This window comes from Marisediminicola sp. LYQ85 (assembly GCF_046600695.1).
GTDB lineage: Bacteria > Actinomycetota > Actinomycetes > Actinomycetales > Microbacteriaceae > Marisediminicola.
Map to the genome: position 1 here is coordinate 1408461 of NZ_JBKIWO010000001.1, position 21137 is coordinate 1429597.

Here is a 21137-nt window from a genome sequence, read left to right on the forward strand (position 1 = left end):
GCTAATCCGGCCAACTACTGATATGAATCAGGGGACGAGGTCGACGGCCCGCTCGCTGAGCGACGCGCACACCCCTCCGCATAAGCAGGGGGAAACTGTGTTTGCACAAACGACCGAAAAAACAATCCAACGGAGCACGTCTCGCAGGATCGCCACTATCGGCGCTGCAGGAATCCTCGGGGTGGCTCTCGCGCTGGGGACGGCGAGTTCCGCGTCAGCGGCTGTCATTCTCTTGGGTCCGATCGATCTCGGCGGAGCCGAAGATTTCGGTGTTCTCGCGAGTTCCGAGATCACCAACACCGGGCCCACCGTCGTCGCCGGCGACGTCGGCGTCGCTCCCGGGACATCCATCACCGGATTCGAGGGGGCTCCCGCGGGATCGACCTCCGCGGGTGGAGTCATCCAGCCGACCGGTGAGATCACGACCACCGCTCAGACCAACCTCGACGCGGCCATCACCGACGCCGAAAGCCTCACCCCGACCGCGGACATCGGTCCCAACATCTCCGGACTGTCGCTGACACCCGGCGTCTACGACGGCGGCGGCGGCGGCGAGTTGCTCATCGACGCCGGCGCGGCGGTCACACTCGCCGGCACCGCGGAGTCGATCTGGGTCTTCCGTTCGTCGAGCAGCCTCACCGTGGGAGCCGGAGCGGAGATCATCCTCACCGGGGGCGCATCGGCGTGCAACGTCTTCTGGCAGGTCGACAGCGCCGCGACCTTCGGCGAGGGCGTCGACTTCACCGGAACGGTCATGGCCCGCGCCGAGATCACCCTCGGAGACGACACCTCGGTCGAGGGCCGGTTGCTCTCGGCCGACGCCGCCGTGACACTCATCAACAACGACATCACCGTTCCCGAGGGATGCGCGGAGGGAACCTCCCCCGTCATCACGACAGCGCCGGTCTTCACCGACGCGACGCCTCCGCCCGCGACCGAGGGCACGCCGTACAGCTACACCTTCGACACGACGAGCACGCCCGACGCGACCTACTCGGTCGTCGACGGCGAGCTCCCCGCCGGGCTGGAACTCGACGAGACGACCGGCGAGCTCTCCGGCACCCCGACGACCCCGGGCACCGTGGAGTTCACGGTCGAAGCCGACAACGGTTTTGACACACCCACGACCGTCGATGTGACCATCGTCACGGCCGAGGCACCCGAGGACGGCGACGGCACCGGCGGTGGCGGCGACGGAGACGGCACCGGCGGAGGCGGCGACGGCACCGGCGGAGGCGGCGACGGCACCGACGGAGGCGGCGACGGCACCGACGGAGGAGATGCCGGAACCGGTGGAGGTACCGACGAGATTCCCGGCACGGTGACCGGCCCGAACGGCGCCCTCTTGGCCAACACCGGAGCCGACACGCAGCTCGGCGCCATCGGCGCCGGAGTGCTTCTGATGGGAGCGATGCTGACCGTCGCCTCCGTCATCGCTCGACGACGCGGCCTGACGGACTAGACACGGCGGTCGGCGTTCCGCGGCTGATTAGGCTCGACCCATGACGAGCGCGCTTCTCACCGACCGCTACGAGCTCACGATGATCGATGCGGCCATCCTCGGGGGCACGCACGATAGGCCGTGCGTATTCGAGGTGTTCGCCCGGCGGTTGCCCGACGGGCGCCGCTACGGCATCGTCGCGGGCACCGGGAGACTGCTCGACCTCATCGAGCGGTTCCGCTTCACCGATGCCGAGCTGTCGTGGCTGCGCGATGAGCAGGTCGTGGCGCCGGCCACCCTCGACTGGCTCGCCGACTACCGATTCGGCGGCTCCATCCGGGGGTACCGCGAGGGCGAGGTCTACTTCCCCGGCTCGCCTCTCCTCATCATCGAGGGGGGCTTCGCCGAAGCGGTGATCCTCGAGACCCTCGTGCTGAGCGTGCTCAACTACGACACCGCCGTCGCGAGCGCCGCCGCGCGCATGGTCGGCGCGGCACACAGCCGCCCGCTCGCCGAGATGGGTTCGCGGCGCGCGACCGAGCAGGGGGGTGTCGCTGCCGCTCGCGCGGCCTACATCGCCGGGTTCGGGGCCACGAGCAACCTCGAGGCGGGGCGCTCGTGGGGGGTGCCGACCATGGGAACGGCGGCGCACTCCTTCACCCTCCTCCACGAGACCGAGGAGCAGGCCTTCCGGGCACAGGTGGCGGCGCTCGGGCCGGGAACGACACTCCTCGTCGACACCTACGACGTCACGCGGGCCGTCGACCTCGCCGTGGATGTCGCGGGTCCTGAGTTGGGCGCCGTGCGCATCGACAGCGGCGATCTGCCGGGTCAGGTCGCCGCCGTACGTCGCCAACTCGACGCTCGCGGTGCGACGTCGACGAAGATCACCGTCACCAACGACCTCGACGAATACGCGATCGCCGCTCTCGGCGCGTCTCCCGTCGACTCGTTCGGAGTCGGAACCGCGGTGGTCACCGGATCGGGTCACCCCGCTGCCGGCCTCGTCTACAAGCTCGTGGCCCGGCTCGACGCCGACGGCGACTGGGTGTCGGTCGCGAAGAAGTCCGTCGCGAAAGCCAGTGTCGGAGGGCGGAAGTGGCCCGTGCGATCACTCCACGACGGCGTTGCGACGAGCGAGACGATCCGAGTCGGCGCCGACGACCCGCATCAGGTGTCGACGGAGCTCGAGCGATCCCTGATCGTTCCCCTCATCGAGAACGGTGTCATCGACTCCCGCTACCGGGGCGCCGACGGAACCGCTCTCGCTCGACAGCACCGTGCATCCGCCATCGCCGAGCTGCCGGCAGACGCGCTGAGACTGAGTCGAGGCGAGCCAGCCCTACCGACGGTCTACGTCACTTCTTGAGCTTCTCGTAGATCTCTTTGCACGTGGGGCACACGGGGAACTTCTGCGGGTCGCGCCCCGGAAGCCACACTTTGCCGCACAGCGCGATCACGGGCTTGCCGCTCATCGCCGACTTGAGGATCTTGTCTTTCTGCACGTAGTGCGAGAAGCGTTCGTGGTCGCCGTCTTCGAGCTGTTCCTGGTTGAGGAGCTCTTCGAGTTCGCGATCGAGGGTGTCGGTTCCGCCACCTGCGGGGTTGTCACTGGCCATGGTCCGATCGTACCGACCGAACATCAGTTGCGCTCGGTGAACGTGAGCAGCTCGGGACCCCGGCTGTCGAACACTCGCGCCCCGATCGCCGTTCCGACGACGAAGACGACGAGCCCCGCCGTGACGCCCGCGAAGAGTGCCGTGAGCGGCAACGAGCCGTGCTCGTCGAGTCCGTAGAGCCCCCACACGATCGCGGGCGCCGAGATGGCGATCGTGAGGAAGAACGCGATCGACTGGGAGAACAGCGCGGCGCCGCCACCGTCTTGGGGCTGTGAGAAGGGGCTGTCTCCCGGGCGCACCGCGGGGTAGGCACGCACGACCGACAGCACACTCGCGATACCGAGGCCACCGAACAGGATGCTCACGCACACCCCGATCATCGAGGGCAGCGCTGTCGGGTCTCCGTAGAGCCACACCGACACGGGCGCACCGACCGCGATGAGCGGCACTCCCACGAGCAGCACGGGGATGACGCGGCCGAGCCGGTCGACGAGGCCCGACGTGTTCGAGGCGACGTGCAACCACACGGCGGTGTTGTCGTGCGCGATGTCGTTGTGCACGCACCACGACAGAAAGAGGCACATGACCGGGAGCGGGAGCAGGGCGAGGTTCTGCCAGTAGACGCCCCCGATGAGAAGCACCGGGATCATGAGCATCGGCACGATCGGCACGATCACGAGCTGCACGCGATAGCGCGGGTCCCGAATCCAGTAGGTGAGGCTTCGCGCGACGACGACCGCGAGCGGTGTCGCGGGCAGGCGCCCGAACCATCCCAGTCCGCGCTCACGCGACGGGTCGCTCTCGCGGTGGGTCGTCGTGAGCATCGCTCCGACGAGGAGCCTCCAGAGGATCGCGAGCACGACGACGGTGCCGATCGCGATAGCGAGCCGCGAGGTCGCCTCGCCAGTGTCGCCCGCCGCAGCGGCAGCGGGCGCGGCCCACGCGGCGGCGAGCGGGGTCGACGCCAGACGGTCGGTCACGGTCGTGACGACCTCGAGCCCCGCGGAATCCCAGTCGACGGTCGCGAGGAGGGCGATCGCGGGCGCGGCCGCGACGAGCACGATGATGGTGGCGAGCCCGAGCACCTCCCGCGAGCGCCGCGACGAGAACAAAAACGATCCGAGCGCTGTCGTGATGCGTGCCAGGAGGATGCACGTGGCGATGATGAGCGCCGCGGAGACGAGAGCGACGATGGTCGATCCCGGCGACCGCGACCACGTGACGACTTGCGCTGCGGCGACTCCGATGATCGCGAGACCCGGGAGTCCGACGAGCGAAGCGACGAGCACGATGCCCGAGAGCCGCGTCGTCCGCACGCCGAAGAGGGCGAAGCGCCGAGGGTCGAGAACGTCGTCGACGCCGAAAGCGAGCGGTGCGAGAATGGACGCCACGACGACGACGACGCCGAGAGCGAGAACGAGGGGCTCCGCTGCGGCGATCTCGGTGTCGCGCAGGGACGCGAGCCCGGTCATCGCGACGATCGTCGCGGCGACGGCGAACGCCGATGCGAGCAGAACACCGAGCACTTGGCCGGGCGGCCGACGGAACGAGTTGAGCAGGAGACTGACCCTCAGTCCGAGAAGTTGTGCAACCACTCCATGCCTTCCGCCGCCTTGCGCCCACCGGCGAGAGCGATGAAGCGCTCCTCGAGCGACAGTCCTCCTCGCACCTCGTTCATGGGGCCGCTCGCGAGCATCTCTCCCCGCACGACGATGGCGACCGCGTCGCAGATGCGCTCGATGAGGTCCATCCCGTGACTCGACATCACGACGGTGCCGCCGGCCGCGGCGTACTTCTGCAGGATCTCGACGATGTTCGCCGCCGACACGGGGTCGATGGTCTCGAACGGCTCGTCGAGGATGAGGATCTTGGGTGCGTGGATCATCGCGCTCGCGAGGGCGATCTTCTTGGTCATGCCCGCCGAGTAGTCGGAGACGAGCCGCGGAAGCGCCTCCTCCAGACCGAACGCTTGAGCGAGGTCGGCCGAGCGCGCGGAGACCGTTGCGCGCTTGAGCCCGCGCAGTGTGCCCGCGTAGTGCAGGAGCTGGGCCCCGGTCAGTCGATCGAAGAGCCTCAGGCGGTCGGGCAGCACGCCCATCGAGCGCTTGGCCGCAGCGGGGTCCGCCCAGACATCCGCCCCATCGACGCTGATCGAACCGCGATCGGGGCGAAGCAGCCCCGTGATCATCGACAGGGTCGTGGTCTTGCCCGCGCCGTTCGGCCCGACGAGCCCGAAGATCGTTCCCGGCCGGATCTCGAGGTCGACGCCCGTGATGGCCACGGTGTCACCGAAGCGCTTCTCGAGTCCGCGGATCTCGAGCACGACGCGCGACGAGTCGTGGTGCGTTTCGTCGTCGGTGCCGGTGTGTCGGTCGCCCTCGACGTCGACGCGGGAGTCAGAGCCGGCATCGGAAACGAGGGCGGGCACCGTGGCGGCCGACTGTTCGGCGGCGGAGCGGGCCTCGGCGCGGCGCTCCCGCGCTGCAGCGGCCGCTTGGGCCGCGTCATTGGCGATCGCCCGCAAGCGCGCGCTCGTCGACTTCCACCCGCTCTCGGTCGTCGGCGTCTCGGCCCGGAGGGTGCCCGCCGCGTCGGCCTCCACCTCGGGCAGGTCAGGGGCATCCGTTTCGTCAACGGACGGTTCTTCGATGACGGTGTGATCGGCGGCGGTTTCGTCGGTGGCCGACTCGTCGGTAGTCGATTCGTCGGTAGCCGATTCGTCGGTCACCGATTCGTCGATGACCGCTTCCTCGGTGACCGATTGGTCGATGGCCGATTCGTGGGTGGCCGCGTCGGGTCGGCGACCGGCGCTCGACGCCGGGCGGGCTCGCGGGGTGCGCTCCCGGGGCGGGCGCGGTGCGGCGATCGTGGAATCGGCGACGACTGCCGCCGCTTTCGACGGAGCACCGCTCGAGCTCGCGCCGGGGGCGCCGGAGGCAGCCTCCGCGGGTTCCGCCGAGTCGACGGACTCGTCGCGTGCGGGAACGCTCTCGGCGGACTGAAGAGTCTCGATCGACGGGTCGCTCTCGATCGACGACTCGGTCTCGATCGTCGACTCGGTCACGTCGGCGACAGCGTCGACTGAGGCCGGCTCTGCCGCCGTGACCGCAGGCTTCGACGAGGCGGGCTTCCTGGAGGCGGGCTTCGGCGAGGCGGGTTTGCGGGGCGCGGGCGTGCGAGCGGCGGGCTTGCGCGCCGCGGGCGTTCGAGCCGACGGCGTGCGCGGCGACGACCCCGCGGCGCCCTTCGGCGCCGACGGGCGCGGTGACCGGGGTGTGGCGGCTCTCGCGGGCGTCTCGGGCAGGTCAGCGTCCGCTCTCTCGCTCGCACCTCGTGCTACGGACGCGTCTGTCGACGTCGGGTCGACACGGCGAGCTGCGGCCGGCCGCGCGTTCGCGGCCGACTTGGGCGCGGCGCGCGTCGGCGTCGTCTTCTTCGCGGGAGCACCGCGGGAGCCACCCGACGACGCCGGCGTCGTGCGCGCTCCGGACGCGGATCCCGATGTGCGCGAACGAGAAGAGGCGGCGGTCGAACGGGGCTTCGCGGCCGGCCGAATCGCGGGCTCCGAAGGGGATTCGCCAGCCGGTTCGTCGGTGCGACGGGATCCGGATTCGGCAGCGTCGGCACCGACTTTTCCGGTCGCCGCGGAGTCGGTTTCCGACCGCTCGACGGGGCCGGACACCGTTGCCTCGTCTGCGTCGGAATCCACGTGTCAACCGTACCGAAAGAGTATGGACGAATCAGACGCTACCCGTATTGCGTCACAAAACAGACACATAAGCGCGTGGATGTCTGCCATAATTCGGCGCCCGCACCTAGACTGGGGTGAAGCACGACGATGTGTCTCAACAGGAGCGTAGAGATGAACGCCAGGTGAATCGATTTCCCGGCCCTCTTCGCTCGGCGACAGCCATCAGAGGAGAGAATTCGTGACCACCCAGATCGTCATCCTGGCCGCAGGCATGGGAAGCCGCCTCGGTCGGTCCCTGCCCAAACCCCTCACCGAGCTCAGCGACGGACGCACGATCATGCGTCAGCAGTTCGACAACATCGCTCACGCTTTCGGCGACGACGCCGCCGTGACGATCGTCGTGGGCTACAAGCTCGAGCACATCATCGAGGCGTTCCCGGCGGCATCATTCGTCTACAACGAGCAGTACGACCAGACCAACACCTCCAAGAGCCTCATGCGTGCTCTCAAGGCCTCGACCTCGGGCGGCGTCCTGTGGATGAACGGCGACGTCGTCTTCGACCCCGAAGCCCTCGTGCGAGCCGCGAAGATGGTCGCACAGAACCAGTCGTTCGTTTCGGTCAACACCGCGAAGGTCTCGGACGAAGAGGTCAAGTACACGACCGACGCCGAGGGATACATCCGCGAGCTCTCGAAGACCGTCAAGAACGGTCTCGGTGAGGCCGTGGGGATCAACTACGTCGCCGCCCACGACAAGGCGGCCCTCGTGCGCCAGCTCGGCCGCGTCGCCGACCAGGACTACTTCGAGCGCGGCATCGAGCTGGCGATCGAACAAGACAAGCTACGATTTGAGCCGATCGACATCTCCGACCTCTACGCCGTAGAGATCGACTTCGCCGAGGACCTCGAGAGGGCCAACCTCTTCGTCTGAGCTCCAGTCTCGGGATGTCCCCGGTAATCAGAGGATCCCGATCACGTGACAACCGCGCAGCCTGACAGTCGCTCGTGGTCGTCGTTCGGGCGATATCGGCACTCGCTCTGGTTGCTCACCCGACGCGATCTCCGCGTGCGCTACTCGACGTCGGCGCTCGGATACTTCTGGTCGATCCTCGACCCGCTCGTCATGGCGGGCATCTACTGGTTCGTCTTCACCCAGGTGTTCCAGCGCACCGTGGGCGAAGAGCCCTACATCGTCTTCCTCCTGTGCGCCCTGCTCCCGTGGATGTGGTTCAACGGAACCGTCTCCGACTTCACGCGCGCGTTCCTGCGCGAAGCCAAACTAATCCGCTCGACCAAGATCCCCCGCACCATCTGGGTCAATCGCCTCGTGCTCTCGAAGGGGATCGAGTTCGTCGCGAGCATCCCCGTGATCGCCGTCTTCGCGTTCGGCACGACGGCGACGCTCCACTGGGAAGCCGTGTATGTGCTGCTCGCCGTCGTCATGCAGGCTGTTCTACTCGTCGGGATCGGGCTCATCGTCGCCCCCCTCGTGGTCTTCTTCCGCGACCTCGAGCGTGCTGTCAAGCTCGTGCTGAGGTTTCTCTTCTACGCCTCCCCCATCATCTACAGCTTGCGCGACCTCCCCGAGAACCTCCACGTGCTCGCCTCGTTCAACCCCCTCGCGGGGATCTTCTCGCTCTACCGCGGGGCATTCTTCCCCGAGCAGATCGACTGGGTGGCCGTCGGCATCGGCGCGGGCGTCTCCGTGGCCCTCCTCCTCGTGGGGAGCGTCGTCTTCTCTCGGGTCGAGCGCGCCGTGCTGAAGGAGATCTGATGACCGCCGACACACTCGACACCGTCGACACCACCACCTCGACACCCGTGATCCGGGTGGATGGTGCGGGCATCCGTTTCCGTCGCAACCGGCGGTCCCGCCGCAGCTTCAAAGACCTCTTCTCGCGCCGGCGTCGCCGCATGCGCTCCGACGACTTCTGGCCGCTGCGCGACGTGAGCTTCACCGTGCAACAGGGTGAGGCGATCGGTGTCGTCGGCCGCAACGGGCAGGGCAAGTCGACCCTGCTCAAACTCGTGGCCGAAGTCATCCTGCCCGACGAGGGGACCGTCGAGGTCGGCGCCGGTGTCGCCCCTCTCATCGAGATCACGGGCGGTTTCGTCGACGACCTGTCGGTGCGCGACAACGTGTTTCTCACGGCGGGCCTCCACGGCATGAAGCGAGCCGAGATCGAGGCGCGATTCGCGGAGATCATCGACTTCGCCGAGATCGGCGACTTTCTCGACACGCCATACAAGCACTTGTCGAGCGGGATGCGCGTGCGCATCGCGTTCGCTGTGATCAGCCGCCTCGAGGAACCTGTGATCCTCGTCGACGAGGTTCTCGCCGTCGGCGATAAGGCGTTCCGCGAAAAGTGCTACGTGCGCATCGAGGAACTCCTCGCGGGAGGACGTACGCTGTTTTTCGTATCCCACAACGAGAAAGATCTGCGCCGCTTCTGCACGCGTGGGCTCTACCTCGATAAGGGCGCTCTGGTGGTCGACGGTCCGATCGGCGATGTGCTCGACCGCTACAACCGCGAATACGGAGTCAAGAAGTGACTGGATCCCCCACCGACAGTTCCACGCCCGCCGAGGTGGAACGCGGAATCGAACGGCTGCTCTCGGTGCAGCGTCCCCTCGTCGTGGCTCACGTGCGCAGCATCCGCAAGCACCACCCCGACGCCTCACCCGCTCGAGTGATCCAGATTCTCGAGCGGCGCTACCTCACCGCGGTGACGGGCGGAGGTGCCGCCGTCGGCGCGAGCGCCGTCATCCCTGGCGTCGGCGTCGGCGTCTCGCTCGCCCTCTCGGGCGTCGAGACCGCGGGATTCCTCGAGGCGAGCGCGCTCTTCGCCCAGTCGGTCACCGAGGTGCACGGCATCGCCGTGAGCGACCCCGAGCGTGCCCGCACCCTCGTGATGGCGATGATGCTCGGCACGGGAGGCTCGGACCTCGTGCGCCAGCTCGCGGCCCAGGTCACCGGCGCCGGACCGAGCCGCTCCGGGTTCTGGGGCGAGATGGTCACCAAGAACCTGCCGAAAGCGGCCGTCGGTCAGATCGGGGATCGCATCAAGCGGTCGTTCGTGCGCCGATTCGCGACCTCGCAGGGCACCTCGGTGCTCGGCCGCACGATTCCCTTCGGAATCGGCGCCGTCATCGGCGGAACCGGAAACCACATGCTCGGTCGTCGGGTGGTCACGAGCTCTCGCGAGGCGTTCGGTCCACCCCCGATCGACTTTCCCGTCGAGCTCGAGCCGCGCGCGAGCACCGACACCCCGAGGCCGGCACTGCGAGCGCTGCGGGGCCGCATGAAGATCCGGGGTCGCCGCGATTCCGCGATCGAGTCCGGCGAGGTCACACCCGGCGGATGATCGTCTCGTCATCGTCGTCAGCCGGCGTGATGGTGTTCGCGACCGGGAGGTCGGAGAGCGCGTGATCGCCCGCGTCGTCTGAGGTGGCGGGGTGCAGCGCCGCGTGGGTCTCCCACTCCCCCATGAGGTGCTCGATGGCCGTGCGGAATCGCTGGGTGGCCGCACCCGCCGTCGTGTCACCGAAGTGGTGCCGCACCCAGCTCTGCAGGCGCTCTTGCGACTCGGTGCTCACGAGCACGCGCGTGACGACGTCGACGACGCTCGTCGCCTCCGCGGCGTCGAGCCAATCCGCGTCGCCGAGAAAACCGTCGAGGTCGACGAGAGCGTCGTCGTGCACGGGGCGCGTGACGATGATGGGCCTGCCGGTCGCGAGGCGGTCGTAGACCATGGCCGAGATGTCGGTGATCGCGACATCCGCCACCCGCAGTTGCCACCCGAGCTCGGCGCCCGTGTCGACGACGTGATGGGCTGACGGATCGCGCAGGTTCTCGGCCGTGAGCATCCGCATGATCTCGTCGTTGGCGGCCTTGTAGTCGGCGTCGACGACGCCGCTGCGCGGGTGCGGACGGTAGATCACGCGGTGACGCCCCGTCGCGACGAGCGCGCGCACGGCGGCGAGGCCGTGCGAGACGATCGACCCGTAGGAGGCGGCGGCGCGGTCTCCCTCCCACGTGGGCGCGTAGAGCACGACGACGCGGTCGTCGGCGGGGAACGGCGGAACTCCCTCGAGATGGTCGGTCTGAGGGCGTCCGATCGGGATCGCGCGCTTCTCGAGGTCGTAGTCCCAGAGCTTGCGACGGAGACGGTCGAGGGCCGCTTGGCCCGCGACGAGGCTGTAGTCGTAGGCCTTGAACTGGTTGGTCGTCATGTACATCTTGTCGCTCTCGCCGTGATTGATGAACACGTGCCACATGCGGCTGTAGCGCATCATCTGGAAGTTGCGGGAGTTCTGGTTGACGTAGAGCACGACGCGCAGATCCTGATCGGCGATGACCTGCTCGAGATCGGCCACTTGGCGCGCGTAGACGACCGGCACGGGCGACTCGTCGAACAGGGTCAGGGCGGCTGCGGGTGATCGCGAGATGATCGTGACGGGCCACGTCGTCGCGAGGTCGGCGAGCGGGCCGTACCACTGACGGATCTGATAGAGATTGACTTCGGCGTCGGCGAAGTAGACGGCGATCTGCACGGTGCCCGGTGCCGGTCTCGACATCGTCGGGGCGATGCGTGCGAGGCGTCGGCGGGTGATGCGGGAGCGCCACAGCGACCTCGCGAGTCGGAGTCCGGTGCTCACATCGTCACGCAGCGGCATCGGGCGAACTCCAGTTGCTAGGGGGACAAACGTGGTCCGGTGGGGGACACTCCATTAGATCAGGGGCGGTCGACCGGCCCTCGCCATGCGCCACACCGTTACCCACCTGATACGGCGACGCTCCCCCGCCGGTTCGCGCCAGCCGGCCATCCATCCGGCCCACCACGACCGCAGCCCCATCGGGTTGCGCACGGAGCGCAGAAGCTGCACTCCGGTCCACGACGCGACGTAGAACGGGATGAGCACGACGGGCAGGTTGCGTCGCGCGAGAAAGACGCGATTGCGGGCGTTGAGCCGGTAATAGTAGGAGTGCCGGGTGGGGGTGATCGCCGGATGATGGGCCACGAGGTCGCCCGCGTACCACGTGCGCAACCCCTGATCCCACACGCGCCACGCGAGCTCGATGCCCTCGTGTGCGTAGAAGAACGGTTCAGCCCACCCACCCGTGCGATCGAAGACGCGGCGCGGCATCACGACGGCACCCTCCCACACCGAGAAGACGTCGCCGGACTCGGTCGCCTCCCCCTTGCGGATGCGCGGCACCCAGCGCCGTGGATTCGTAGCCCCGCTCGGATCGACGACGCGCGGCTGCACGAGCCCGATCGTCGACCCCGGGCCGAGGAGGGCGATCGCGTCGGCGAGAAAGGTTTCGCTCGGCACGCTCGCGTCGTCGTCGAGAAAGAAGAGGTACTCCCCCTCGACGAGCGGCACGCCCCGATTGCGACCGGCGGGGATGCCGAGATTCTCGTCGAGCGCGAGAGCGCGCACCCCGGCGGGCAAGCCCTGCGGGCTCCATCCGTTGCCGACGACGACGACGACGACGTCGACGTGCTGCTGCCGCAGGATGCTCTCTAGTGCCCGCTCGAGATCGACTGGCCGCGTGCCCTGCGTGAGGAGAACGGCGCCGACGGTGGGTCGGCCGCTCACCCGCGCACGCGCTTCGACGCCATGATGGCGACGAAGTGCCCGACGAGGGCGAGGAGGGCGAGCGGCAGGAGGGCGCCCACGAGGATGCGGTCGACGAGCGGAGAGCCGACGGCGAGTCCGATGAGGGCCGCGACGAACGTGATCATCGTGAGTTCGACCGAGTGGTAGAGGCGGTGGAACGGCACGAATCGGGCGGCGCGACGCAAGCGCGCGATCATCCTGGCGCTCGGTTCCGCTTCGCCCTTGCGGTCGGCGAGCTTGGGAAGACCGGCGCCCGCGCGCGCGACGTGCACCATGTCGTTGAGCGCCTTGTTGAGCACGATGACGAGGGCGAGGGCGAAACCGATCGTCGTCCAGGCGAAATCGGCTGGGACATCGAACGGATAACCGGCCGCGCGGATGCCGAGGGCGATCGGGATGAGGGCCTCGGTCGAGTAGTGGCCCACCTTGTCGAGGAACACGCCGGCGGGCGACCGCGTGTTGCGCCAGCGGGCGACCTCCCCGTCGCAGCAATCGACGAGCATCTGCAGTTGACCGAGCACGAGGGCGAGGGCCGCTCCGCCGACGCCGGGGATGAGCAGGGCCGCCGCGGTCGACCACCCGACGAGGATCATCATGCCCGTGACCCCGTTGGCCGAGATCGAGGTCTTGAGGAGCCACCAGGTCAGGTAGGGCGACAGGTCGCGGAGGTAGAGCGAGGCCGTCCAGTGTTCGGCGTTGGCACGCTCGCGCACCTCGGGAGGTTGGGTGATCTCGCGCAATTCGGCGATCGACGACGGGCGCCGCTCGGAGACAGGTGAGGTCACGCGTCACCTTCCTGTGTGTGCCGTGATGTTCTTCGTGAGTTTGAGGAAACCGAGGACGAAACCCGACCCCCATGCGAAATGGATGCACGGCAAGACTATGAGATACCAGAGCGCGCTGCGGACGCCCTGCGCCCGCACGACCGGCACCGTCGCGGCGGCGACGAACAGCACGTAGACGCCGGGAACGACGAGAGCGAACGCAAGCCAACCCGCTCCGGAACCGAGCAGCGCGAGGCCCGCGATCCCCACGACGAGGCCGAGGGTGACACCGATGACCATGAGCGGTGGAACGAAGTAGCGGAGCGAGTTCGCTCGGAAGTAGCGCCGCGCGAGCTCCCCCCGCCAGAGACCCGTCGCAACGAACTGGCGGATGAGCGCGCGGAGGTTCGACCGCGGACGGTAGGTGACCACGAGGTGAGGGGTGAACCACACCGTGCCTCCGGTGGAACGCAACCGCCGGTTGAGCTCCCAGTCCTGCCCGCGCTTGATGTTCTCGTCGAACAGGCCGACCTCGAGCAAGCGGTGACGCTGGAAGACCCCGAGGTAGGCGGTCTCCGACGGACCCTCGACACCCCCGACGTGGTGGGGGGTGCCCCCGAGACCGGCGCGGGCGCCGTAGGCCGTCGCCACCGCGCGTTCGAACGGGGTCGTGCCTTCGGCGCGCATGATGCCGCCGACGTTGTCGGCCCCCGTGCGCACGAGGGTCTCGACGGCGATGCGCGTGTAGTCGCGTGGGAGCACCGAGTGCGCGTCGACGCGCACGACGATCGGGTGGGTCGACGCCCTGATGGCCGCGTTGAGCCCGCCGGGGGTCGATCCGAGTTCGTTCTCGATGCGCACGATGCGCGGGTCTGCCCGCACGAGTTCGTCGATGACGGCGTTGGTGCCGTCGACGCTCGGCCCGAGGGCGAGAACGACCTCGATGTCACCCGGATAGTCCTGATCGGTGAGGCTCAGAACGGCCGCTTCGATGTGATCGACCTCGTTGAGCACGGGCATGATGTACGAGACCCCGGGTTGCGGCGTATCAGTTGGGCTCACGTGCTATCCAGTCGCGGCCGGATCGGGTCTCTTCGCTTACGACGGCCGTTGCCGGAAGCTCCATCGAGCCTAACAGCCGACACGACGACGCCCGCGGGGCACCGGAGTGCGCCGCGGGCATCTGTCGTCGTCTGCGGTCGGGCCGCGACCAGTCGCTACTCGAGCGACCCGAGGGTCACATCGACTTCGGCCGGCGTGCCGTCTCGCACGTAGCTGATCTCGGCGTCTGCTCCGGCAGCGAGGGCCCGGATCTGCGCGGTCAGGTCGGTCGCGCTCGTCACGGGGATGCCGTTGACCGAGGTCACGATGTCGCCCGCTTGCAATCCGGCTTCTGCCGCGGCACCGTCGGCCACGACGTCTTGGATGAGCGCTCCGACGACGGTCGCCGTGTCGGCGGAGACCTCGGAGACGTTCGCCCCGAGGAGCCCGTGGGTTCCGGTTCCGCCCGAGATGATCTCGTCGGCGATGCGCTCGGCGAAGTTCGACGGGATGGCGAACCCGACACCGATGCTTCCCGCGGTGCCCTCGGATGATCCGGCGCTCGCGATCGCGACGTTGATGCCGATGACTCGACCCTCGGAGTCGAGCAACGCGCCACCGGAATTGCCGGGGTTGATCGCGGCATCCGTCTGGATCACCGAGAGCGCGATCGTCGACGACGCGGTCGGCTGCTGACCCTCACCCTCGTTCTCGGGGGTGTCGAAGCGCCAGAAGTCGAACGGTCCCTCGTCGGGGTCGGTCTCGTCGAGGTTCTGGTCGTCGGGGGTCTGCGGCGCCGCCGACGAGGCGACCGTGATGCTGCGGTTGAGCGAGCTGACGATGCCGTTGGTCACCGTGTTGGCGAGACCGAGCGGCGCGCCGATCGCGATAGCGGTATCACCGACGTTGAGTTCGCTCGAGTCGGCGAACTCGGCGGCCTGGAGGTTGGTCGCGTCGACCTTGATCACGGCGAGGTCGGAGATCGGATCGGTGCCCACGAGCTCGGCGGGCAGGAGCCGACCGTCGTAGGTCTGCACCGACACCGAGGTCGGTGCCGCACCGTCGATCGACACGACGTGTGCGTTCGTGAGGATGTAACCGTCGTCGCTCAGGATGACGCCGGAGCCGGTGCCCCCGGTGTTCGAGTTCTCGACGGAGATCGTGACGACGGACGGTCCGGCGGATGCCGCGACCGCCGTGATGGCGGTCGCGTCGTCGGCGTCGTTGACCGTGATGTTCGCGGGGCCCGAGACGACGCTCGACCCTCCGGAGTTCTGCATGGCCGTGATGGCGAAAGCGGTGACACCCGCTCCCGACACACCGCCGACGAGCGCGCCGACCGCGATCGCCGCGATGAGCCCGACTCCGGCGCCGCGCTTCTGCTTCGGCGCGGTCGAAGACGAACCGGCGGCGGCAGGCTGGCCGAACGCGCCGGTCTGGCCGTGCGCGCCGTTCGGACCCTGTGCGCCGTTCGGACCTTGTGCGCCGTTCTGGCCGTAGAGGCCTCCCTGTGCCGCCGCTGCACCGTAGAGCGGCGCCGTCGGCTGCTGCCCGGGAACGGGAGGCGGGGTGGGCGCGGAGTACGCGGACGCCTGGGGTCCGGGTGCGTGAGGAGTCGACGCGTAGGGGTTCGATCGCGTGTCGGCCGCGGCCTGCCCGGCCGGCGGGGTGAAGGCGGCGGGAGCGCTCGGGGCAGGCGTCGACGGCGCGGGCGTCTCAGCCGCAGTCGCGGCGGGCGTCGACGGGGTGCTGGGCGCCGAGGGGGTGCTCTCGGTCGGCTGCGCGGGAGGCGGCGTGGGGGCGGGGCTCTGCGGTGCGTTCACGTCGTCTCTCGCCTCGCCTGTGTCGGGACGATCGTTGTTGTCGGTCATGGTGCTCCTTTCAAGCGCTGCCAGCATCCGGCGACAACCTGGACATTGTATTTGTCGCTGCTGTGAGGCGGTGATGACTCGATCGAGCGATCATCGACCCCCTCTCTTCGGAGCGCGGAGGGCATTCGCTTGTTCCTGCGGAGCTGGTCGGTGCCGGCGCTGTCGGGCCGATGCGAACGAACCGCTTGCGTCAGCAGCCGGGACCGCGGGGCCCCGCCGCGCAATCGCGGTCGACGAGCACGGTGTCTGCGGTGCCGACCCGCACCGTGAGGGGGTCGGCCGCGACGGTCACGGTGCCGTCGATCGACACCCACGGGCCCCCGTCGCTGTAGCGGTATTCGGCGCGGTAGTCGGTGCTCGCCGACACCGTGTGGGTCGCCGCCCGCGAGTAGGCGTGACTCGTGGGGGTCGCCGTGAACTCGTTGCTTCGACCGGCCGCCCACGGCGCTCCTCCCGTCGTGCGCACGACTGTCGTGCCGTCGCCGTAGTCCCAGCGGTAGGCGACCGGAGTGAAACGCACCGACGCGGGTTCGCCGAGCAGGCTGCCCTGCCGCATGTGGGTTCGAGCATCGACGAAGAAGTTGGTTTCGAGCCCGATGATCGACCACCCGTTCGGCTGCATCCCGTGCGTGCCGCTCGACGCGTCGAACCCCGCGATGTCGCTCAGCGTGATCGCGCGCTGAGCCTCCTCCTCGGGCTCATCCGACGGCCCCGTGACGGTGTACCCGTCGCGACACACCTCGACGGCGGGGTCGCACTGCGGCTCCTCGAGCACGGGCGCCGCCCCGCCGGGTGCGCCCGCGCCGGGCCCGACCTGTGCGCCGGGTGCCGGGGGCCGACCGGGCGTCGTGACCGACCCCCCGAGCTCGACCCCGTCGGGCGTGACGGATGCGGAGGGTGGTGGGCAGAGCCCCGCAGCCGCCATCGCTCTCGAGCACGTTGGGCTCGTCGGCGAGACAACGCCGCCGACGACAAAGGTCATGACGGCGAATACGGTCAGCAGAAGTTCTCGCCGGACCATAGATCGCTTCTTGTTAAGAGGAGGTCGTCGGTGGATCCGTCGACGTGGGCCAACTCGATCTCGAGGGGATAGAGGTCGAGGCGTTCAGTTGGAACCGTCGAGTCCCCGTCTTCGTTGACAATGTCTACAGCCGAGACGTCGAGGCAAACGTAGGCAGTCAAGGCCTTCTCGCTTCCCCAGTCCTGGAGACGGAGTCTGGAGAAGGTCGTCTGACCTATCTGCGCGTTGCCCTCTCCGGAAAGCATTGCAGCATCTTCGAGGTCTTGCTGAAGAGCCTCCGAACGAGCCACATCGTGGAGAGCATTCGTGTCAGCCCACCCGTCCTGCGCAACCTCGTCCGACACCGCGAGGTACTCCGCGTACGCCTCCTCGGCCGCGGCGAGCGCTTCCTCTTCGGTGGCGAAGACCGGGTCGCTTTGCGGCGAAGCTGACGGCGCGGGTGTCGGCGCGGCCGTCGCGCATCCGGCGAGAATCACCGTGAGAATCGCCGCAGCACCGAACGCACCGACGCGCGCGGGGCGGAGGGGCGAGCTCATGCGATGACGCTAGAACACGCGTGGTGGCGGGCGCCAGCGTTCTCCACAACACCGCCGTTCAGCGGCTCGGCGTTAGGTTGGTTACTCCTCGACGAAGTGCTGGTGACGAATTGACTATTCCCGGAGCGTGGGCGCGCACGGCCCGCTCGGCGATGCTTCTCGGAGTCGACGGCGAGCTGCGCCCGACAGTCTTCGCCGAGATGACCGCCCTCGCCGCGACGACGGGGGCGATCAACCTCGGTCAGGGGTTTCCCGACGAAGACGGCCCGCGCGAAGTGCTCGACGCTGCTCGAGAGGCGATCGCCGCTGGTGTGAACCAGTATCCGCCGGGGCTCGGCACGCTCGAGCTCCGCACCGCGATCGCCGAGCACCAGAGTCGCTTCTACGCTCTCGACGTCGACCCCGAGACCGAGGTTCTCGTGACCGCCGGTGCGACCGAGGCGATCATGGCCACTGTGCTCGCGCTCGTCGAGGCGGGCGACGAGATCGTCACCTTCGAGCCGTTCTACGACGAATACGCGGCCGCCATCGGGTTGAGCGGGGCTGTTCACCGCACGGTGCCGCTGCCCGCGCCGCACTTCCAACCCGACCACGACGACATCCGAGCCGCGATCACCGACCGCACGCGGCTCATCATCGTCAACAACCCCCACAACCCCACGGGCACCGTGCTCGACCGTGCGGCGCTCGAGGTGATCGTCGAGGCGGCGCACGCCCACGACGCTCTCATCGTCACCGACGAGGTCTACGAGCACTTGCTCTTCGACCTCCCCCACATTCCGATCGCGACGCTCCCGGGGGCACGGGAGCGCACCATCACCATCTCGAGTGCGGGCAAGACGTTCAGCACCACCGGGTGGAAGGTCGGCTGGCTCACCGCGCCGCGCGAACTCGTGCGGGTCATCCTCGCGATCAAGCAGTTTCTCACCTACGCGAACGGCGCTCCCTTCCAGCCGGCGATCGCCGTGGGCCTCCGCTTGCCCGACGAGTTCTTCCGCGGGCTCGCGGCCGACCTCAAGCGCAAACGGGATGTGCTCTCGGCGGGTCTCACGGCAGCCGGCTTCAGCATCACCACTCCCGAGGGTGGCTACTTCGTCGTCGCGGATGCCGCCGCCCTCGGCTTCGACGACGCGGGCGAGTTCTGCCGTGCCCTGCCCTCGCTCGCGGGGGTCGTGGGCGTGCCAGTGAGCGCCTTCGTGCGCGAAGAACACCGCGCGGACTACCGCTCGCTCGTGCGTTTCGCGTTCTGCAAGCGCTTCGATGTGCTCAACGAGGCGTCGAACCGGCTCGCGGGGCTGTCGACCCGCTGAGCCGGCCCGCTCAGGCTGCGCACCTAGTCGCGGGGAACGACCGTGAACCGCCGCAATCGGAGGGCAGGATTGGTGTCACGGACAGACGCGATGCGCGCCGACGACGCCCAGGCGACCGCGATATCCGTGTCGTCGCCGACGGTCGCCAGTTCGACTCCCATGGGGTCGACGATCATGCTGTTGCCCGCGCCGATCGGCGGGGCGTGGTCGGCCGCGGCGACGTACACGGTGTTCTCGATCGCGCGTGCCGTCACGAGGGTGCGCCAGTGGTGCTCCTTGAGGGGGCCGCGCACCCACTCCGCGGGAACGGCCACGACGTCGGCTCCTGCGTCGACGACGGTGCGGGTGACCTCCGGAAAGCGGATGTCGTAACACGTCTGCAGCCCGACCGTCAGGTCGCCGACGACGAACGTCTCCGGCTCGGCGATGGACCCCGCGAGAACGAAATCGCTCTCACGCTGGCCGAACGCGTCGTAGAGGTGCTGCTTGCGGTACGTCGCGACGACGGCACCGGCGGGGTCGACGGCGACGAGAGTGTTCGAGAACCGTCGTGGATCGTCGGTCGCTTCGAGCATTCCCGCGACGACATGAACACCCGTGCGCTCAGCGAGGGCGGCGAGCCCCCGCACGAATTCGCCGTCGAGGCCCTCGGCCGCCGCGAGGGATGCCTCGCCGATCTGCGGCTCGAAGAACGCCGAATACTCGGGGAACACCAGGAGCGACGCGCCCCGAGCGACGGCCGTGTCGGCGAGCGAGGCCATGTCGCGGAGGTTCTTCGCCGCGTCGGTGGTGGGGGCGAACTGCGCGACGGCGAGAGCGACGGAGTCCGGGGTCGGCAGCATGCTCCCAGCTTAGATCGGGCGACCCCGGCTGAGCCGTGTCGCCCGACGCATAGCGTGTCGAGGCATCCTCAGTCCAGCCCCCAATCGTGATCGCGCGGAAAGGTAGGCTCGACCCAGAAACTAGGCCGGGGGGTTTGTCTGTGGCAGTCACGCGAGCGGATGTCGCACGTCGAGCAGGCGTGTCGCCGGCGGTCGTCAGCTATGTGCTCAACCCGGGATCCCGACCCGTTTCGGCGGCCGCGCGATCCCGCATCGAAGACGCGATCCGCGAGCTCGGGTATCGACCCAATGCGATCGCGCAGGCCCTGCGACGGTCGTCGACGATGTCGCTCGGCCTTCTCGTTCCCGACCTCGCCAACCCCGTGGTCGCGAGCCTCGTTCGTGCGGTCGAAGACATCGCCTACGACCTGGGCTACGTGCTCTTCATCGGCACGATCGGTCACGATCTCACTCGCGAGAAGAAATACATCTCGACCTACGTCGATCGTCAGGTCGATGCCCTCATCCTGCTCGGTGCCCACGCCCCCGACCTGCTCGCGACGATCGCGCGACGGGGCACGCCCGTTATCGTGCTCGACCGCGTGGAACACGGACGCGGCATCTCGACGATCACGACCGAGTCGGTGGAGAGTTCTGCTGCGGGAGTCACCCACCTGATCGAACAGCACGGCCACAAGCGCATCGCGTGCATCACGGGGCCGTCGGCAGCTGCAGCGGGGATCGCCGAGGACCGCGTGAACGGCTGGCGGCTCGCCATGGAGCGCGCCGGGCTCGAGGCGGGAGACGACCTCCTCTATCGGGCTGCCGACTTCACCCGATCCTCCGGACACACGGCGGCGCTCCACCTCCTCGAATCGACCGACCTCACGGCATTCTTCGTCGTCTCCGACGTGCAAGCGGTCGGGGCGATCGGGGCCATCCGCGAGCGCGACCTCTTCGTGCCGAGCGACATCGCGGTCGTCTCCTACGACGGCACCGAAACCGCCGCGCGAGCGTTTCCGCGCCTCACGACCGTCGACGTCGACATCGACAACGTCGCCGAGTGGACCATGAAGCGCCTCATCGAGAAGCTCAAGAAATCCGACACGAGCGAGACGCACGACGTGCTGCCCGCGGAGCTCATCATCCGCCGGAGTTGCGGATGCGACGCCGCCGTCTGACGAGACTCGACGGCGCGACACGACACTCGACCAGCGCAAAGAAAAAGGTCCCGGAAGCCGAAGCTTCCGGGACCTGCTTGTTGCGGGGACAGGATTTGAACCTGCGACCTCTGGGTTATGAGCCCAGCGAGCTACCGAACTGCTCCACCCCGCGGCACAAGAGTCAACACTACCAGACGGATCGCGTGCTCGTGACGCTCCTGCTCTGCCGAACGT

Annotated in this window: 19 protein-coding genes and 1 tRNA gene; 8 read left to right on the forward strand and 12 right to left on the reverse strand. The window is 68.4% G+C overall.

Annotation, left to right across the window (positions count from 1 at the left end):
- The first annotated feature begins 232 nt into the window (after window positions 1–232).
- Both ACLHG5_RS06640 and ACLHG5_RS06645 read left to right on the forward strand, forming a co-directional pair.
- Complete coding sequence (locus tag ACLHG5_RS06640) at window positions 233–1462, forward strand: ice-binding family protein (RefSeq protein WP_411318194.1); 1230 nt, start codon at window positions 233–235, stop codon at window positions 1460–1462.
- A 40-nt stretch (window positions 1463–1502) separates the two neighbouring features.
- Window positions 1503–2810: a nicotinate phosphoribosyltransferase gene (locus ACLHG5_RS06645; protein ID WP_411318195.1), complete on the forward strand. Its 1308-nt coding sequence runs from the start codon at window positions 1503–1505 to the stop codon at window positions 2808–2810.
- On the opposite strand, the gene ACLHG5_RS06650 is transcribed toward ACLHG5_RS06645, so the two are convergent.
- The 3 genes from ACLHG5_RS06650 to ACLHG5_RS06660 are packed head-to-tail and all read right to left on the reverse strand — an operon-like array spanning window position 2800 to window position 6124.
- Entirely contained in the window at window positions 2800–3060 is a 261-nt protein-coding gene (locus tag ACLHG5_RS06650; RefSeq protein ID WP_411314958.1) for a DUF3039 domain-containing protein, read from the reverse strand. The genes ACLHG5_RS06645 and ACLHG5_RS06650 overlap by 11 nt on opposite strands.
- Before the next feature lie 23 nt (window positions 3061–3083).
- Window positions 3084–4655, reverse strand: a complete 1572-nt coding sequence (locus ACLHG5_RS06655) for an ABC transporter permease (protein WP_411318196.1) — start codon at window positions 4653–4655, stop codon at window positions 3084–3086.
- Window positions 4631–6124 carry an ATP-binding cassette domain-containing protein gene (locus ACLHG5_RS06660; RefSeq protein WP_411318197.1) on the reverse strand — a complete coding sequence of 498 codons (1494 nt, stop codon included), beginning with the start codon at window positions 6122–6124 and terminating at the stop codon, window positions 4631–4633. The genes ACLHG5_RS06655 and ACLHG5_RS06660 overlap by 25 nt, the downstream gene beginning before the upstream one ends.
- 865 nt (window positions 6125–6989) lie before the next feature.
- Between ACLHG5_RS06660 and ACLHG5_RS06665 the strand changes: the two genes are divergently transcribed.
- Genes ACLHG5_RS06665 through ACLHG5_RS06680 form a run of 4 tightly spaced genes read left to right on the forward strand, consistent with a single transcriptional unit; the run spans window position 6990 to window position 10116 of the window.
- The gene (locus ACLHG5_RS06665) at window positions 6990–7682 is read left to right on the forward strand and encodes an NTP transferase domain-containing protein (RefSeq protein WP_411318198.1); all 693 of its coding nucleotides are present in this window, start codon (window positions 6990–6992) and stop codon (window positions 7680–7682) included.
- A 45-nt stretch (window positions 7683–7727) separates the two neighbouring features.
- Window positions 7728–8525, forward strand: a complete 798-nt coding sequence (locus tag ACLHG5_RS06670; protein ID WP_411314954.1) for an ABC transporter permease — start codon at window positions 7728–7730, stop codon at window positions 8523–8525.
- Window positions 8525–9304, forward strand: a complete 780-nt coding sequence (locus tag ACLHG5_RS06675; RefSeq protein ID WP_411314953.1) for an ABC transporter ATP-binding protein — start codon at window positions 8525–8527, stop codon at window positions 9302–9304. Before ACLHG5_RS06670 ends, ACLHG5_RS06675 begins: the two co-directional genes overlap by 1 nt.
- Window positions 9301–10116: a hypothetical protein gene (locus tag ACLHG5_RS06680; RefSeq protein WP_411318199.1), complete on the forward strand. Its 816-nt coding sequence runs from the start codon at window positions 9301–9303 to the stop codon at window positions 10114–10116. Before ACLHG5_RS06675 ends, ACLHG5_RS06680 begins: the two co-directional genes overlap by 4 nt.
- On the opposite strand, the gene ACLHG5_RS06685 is transcribed toward ACLHG5_RS06680, so the two are convergent.
- The 7 genes from ACLHG5_RS06685 to ACLHG5_RS06715 all read right to left on the reverse strand — a co-directional run bounded on the left by ACLHG5_RS06685 (window position 10100) and on the right by ACLHG5_RS06715 (window position 17609).
- The gene (locus tag ACLHG5_RS06685; protein ID WP_411318200.1) at window positions 10100–11428 is read right to left on the reverse strand and encodes a CDP-glycerol glycerophosphotransferase family protein; all 1329 of its coding nucleotides are present in this window, start codon (window positions 11426–11428) and stop codon (window positions 10100–10102) included. The two genes, ACLHG5_RS06680 and ACLHG5_RS06685, sit on opposite strands and share 17 nt — an antisense overlap.
- A gap of 54 nt (window positions 11429–11482) precedes the next feature.
- On the reverse strand, window positions 11483–12355 hold the full coding sequence (locus tag ACLHG5_RS06690) for a glycosyltransferase family 2 protein (protein ID WP_411318201.1): 873 nt from the start codon (window positions 12353–12355) through the stop codon (window positions 11483–11485).
- Window positions 12352–13161 carry a CDP-alcohol phosphatidyltransferase family protein gene (locus ACLHG5_RS06695; RefSeq protein WP_411318202.1) on the reverse strand — a complete coding sequence of 270 codons (810 nt, stop codon included), beginning with the start codon at window positions 13159–13161 and terminating at the stop codon, window positions 12352–12354. The genes ACLHG5_RS06690 and ACLHG5_RS06695 overlap by 4 nt, the downstream gene beginning before the upstream one ends.
- A 3-nt stretch (window positions 13162–13164) precedes the next feature.
- Window positions 13165–14202, reverse strand: coding sequence for a glycosyltransferase family 2 protein (locus ACLHG5_RS06700; RefSeq protein ID WP_411318203.1), 1038 nt, complete (start codon window positions 14200–14202; stop codon window positions 13165–13167).
- A 155-nt stretch (window positions 14203–14357) separates the two neighbouring features.
- The gene (locus tag ACLHG5_RS06705; RefSeq protein WP_411318204.1) at window positions 14358–16052 is read right to left on the reverse strand and encodes a trypsin-like peptidase domain-containing protein; all 1695 of its coding nucleotides are present in this window, start codon (window positions 16050–16052) and stop codon (window positions 14358–14360) included.
- A gap of 190 nt (window positions 16053–16242) precedes the next feature.
- The gene (locus ACLHG5_RS06710; RefSeq protein ID WP_411318205.1) at window positions 16243–17073 is read right to left on the reverse strand and encodes a hypothetical protein; all 831 of its coding nucleotides are present in this window, start codon (window positions 17071–17073) and stop codon (window positions 16243–16245) included.
- Window positions 17049–17609: a hypothetical protein gene (locus ACLHG5_RS06715; protein ID WP_411318206.1), complete on the reverse strand. Its 561-nt coding sequence runs from the start codon at window positions 17607–17609 to the stop codon at window positions 17049–17051. The genes ACLHG5_RS06710 and ACLHG5_RS06715 overlap by 25 nt, the downstream gene beginning before the upstream one ends.
- Window positions 17610–17719: 110 nt before the next feature.
- Here ACLHG5_RS06715 and ACLHG5_RS06720 point away from each other — a divergent pair, with 110 nt between their 5' ends.
- Window positions 17720–18919 carry an aminotransferase class I/II-fold pyridoxal phosphate-dependent enzyme gene (locus ACLHG5_RS06720; RefSeq protein WP_411318207.1) on the forward strand — a complete coding sequence of 400 codons (1200 nt, stop codon included), beginning with the start codon at window positions 17720–17722 and terminating at the stop codon, window positions 18917–18919.
- Between the two features lie 23 nt (window positions 18920–18942).
- Here ACLHG5_RS06720 and ACLHG5_RS06725 read toward each other — a convergent pair whose 3' ends face one another.
- Complete coding sequence (locus ACLHG5_RS06725; protein WP_411318208.1) at window positions 18943–19761, reverse strand: carbon-nitrogen hydrolase family protein; 819 nt, start codon at window positions 19759–19761, stop codon at window positions 18943–18945.
- Between the two features lie 140 nt (window positions 19762–19901).
- Here ACLHG5_RS06725 and ACLHG5_RS06730 point away from each other — a divergent pair, with 140 nt between their 5' ends.
- Window positions 19902–20921: a LacI family DNA-binding transcriptional regulator gene (locus ACLHG5_RS06730; protein ID WP_411318209.1), complete on the forward strand. Its 1020-nt coding sequence runs from the start codon at window positions 19902–19904 to the stop codon at window positions 20919–20921.
- Between the two features lie 80 nt (window positions 20922–21001).
- Here the strand turns inward: ACLHG5_RS06730 and ACLHG5_RS06735 are convergent.
- A tRNA-Met gene (locus ACLHG5_RS06735) sits at window positions 21002–21075 on the reverse strand.
- Window positions 21076–21137 lie beyond the last annotated feature (62 nt).

Excerpts from the sequence above, each read along its gene's own strand:
- ACLHG5_RS06725 (WP_411318208.1), bottom strand. The coding sequence starts at position 19,761 with ATGCTGCCGACCCCGGACTCCGTCGCTCTCGCCGTCGCGCAGTTCGCC.
- ACLHG5_RS06685 (WP_411318200.1), bottom strand. The coding sequence starts at position 11,428 with ATGCCGCTGCGTGACGATGTGAGCACCGGACTCCGACTCGCGAGGTCG.
- ACLHG5_RS06650 (WP_411314958.1), bottom strand. The coding sequence starts at position 3,060 with ATGGCCAGTGACAACCCCGCAGGTGGCGGAACCGACACCCTCGATCGC.
- ACLHG5_RS06715 (WP_411318206.1), bottom strand. The coding sequence starts at position 17,609 with ATGAGCTCGCCCCTCCGCCCCGCGCGCGTCGGTGCGTTCGGTGCTGCG.
- ACLHG5_RS06705 (WP_411318204.1), bottom strand. The coding sequence starts at position 16,052 with ATGACCGACAACAACGATCGTCCCGACACAGGCGAGGCGAGAGACGAC.
- ACLHG5_RS06710 (WP_411318205.1), bottom strand. The coding sequence starts at position 17,073 with ATGGTCCGGCGAGAACTTCTGCTGACCGTATTCGCCGTCATGACCTTT.
- ACLHG5_RS06645 (WP_411318195.1), top strand. The coding sequence starts at position 1,503 with ATGACGAGCGCGCTTCTCACCGACCGCTACGAGCTCACGATGATCGAT.
- ACLHG5_RS06675 (WP_411314953.1), top strand. The coding sequence starts at position 8,525 with ATGACCGCCGACACACTCGACACCGTCGACACCACCACCTCGACACCC.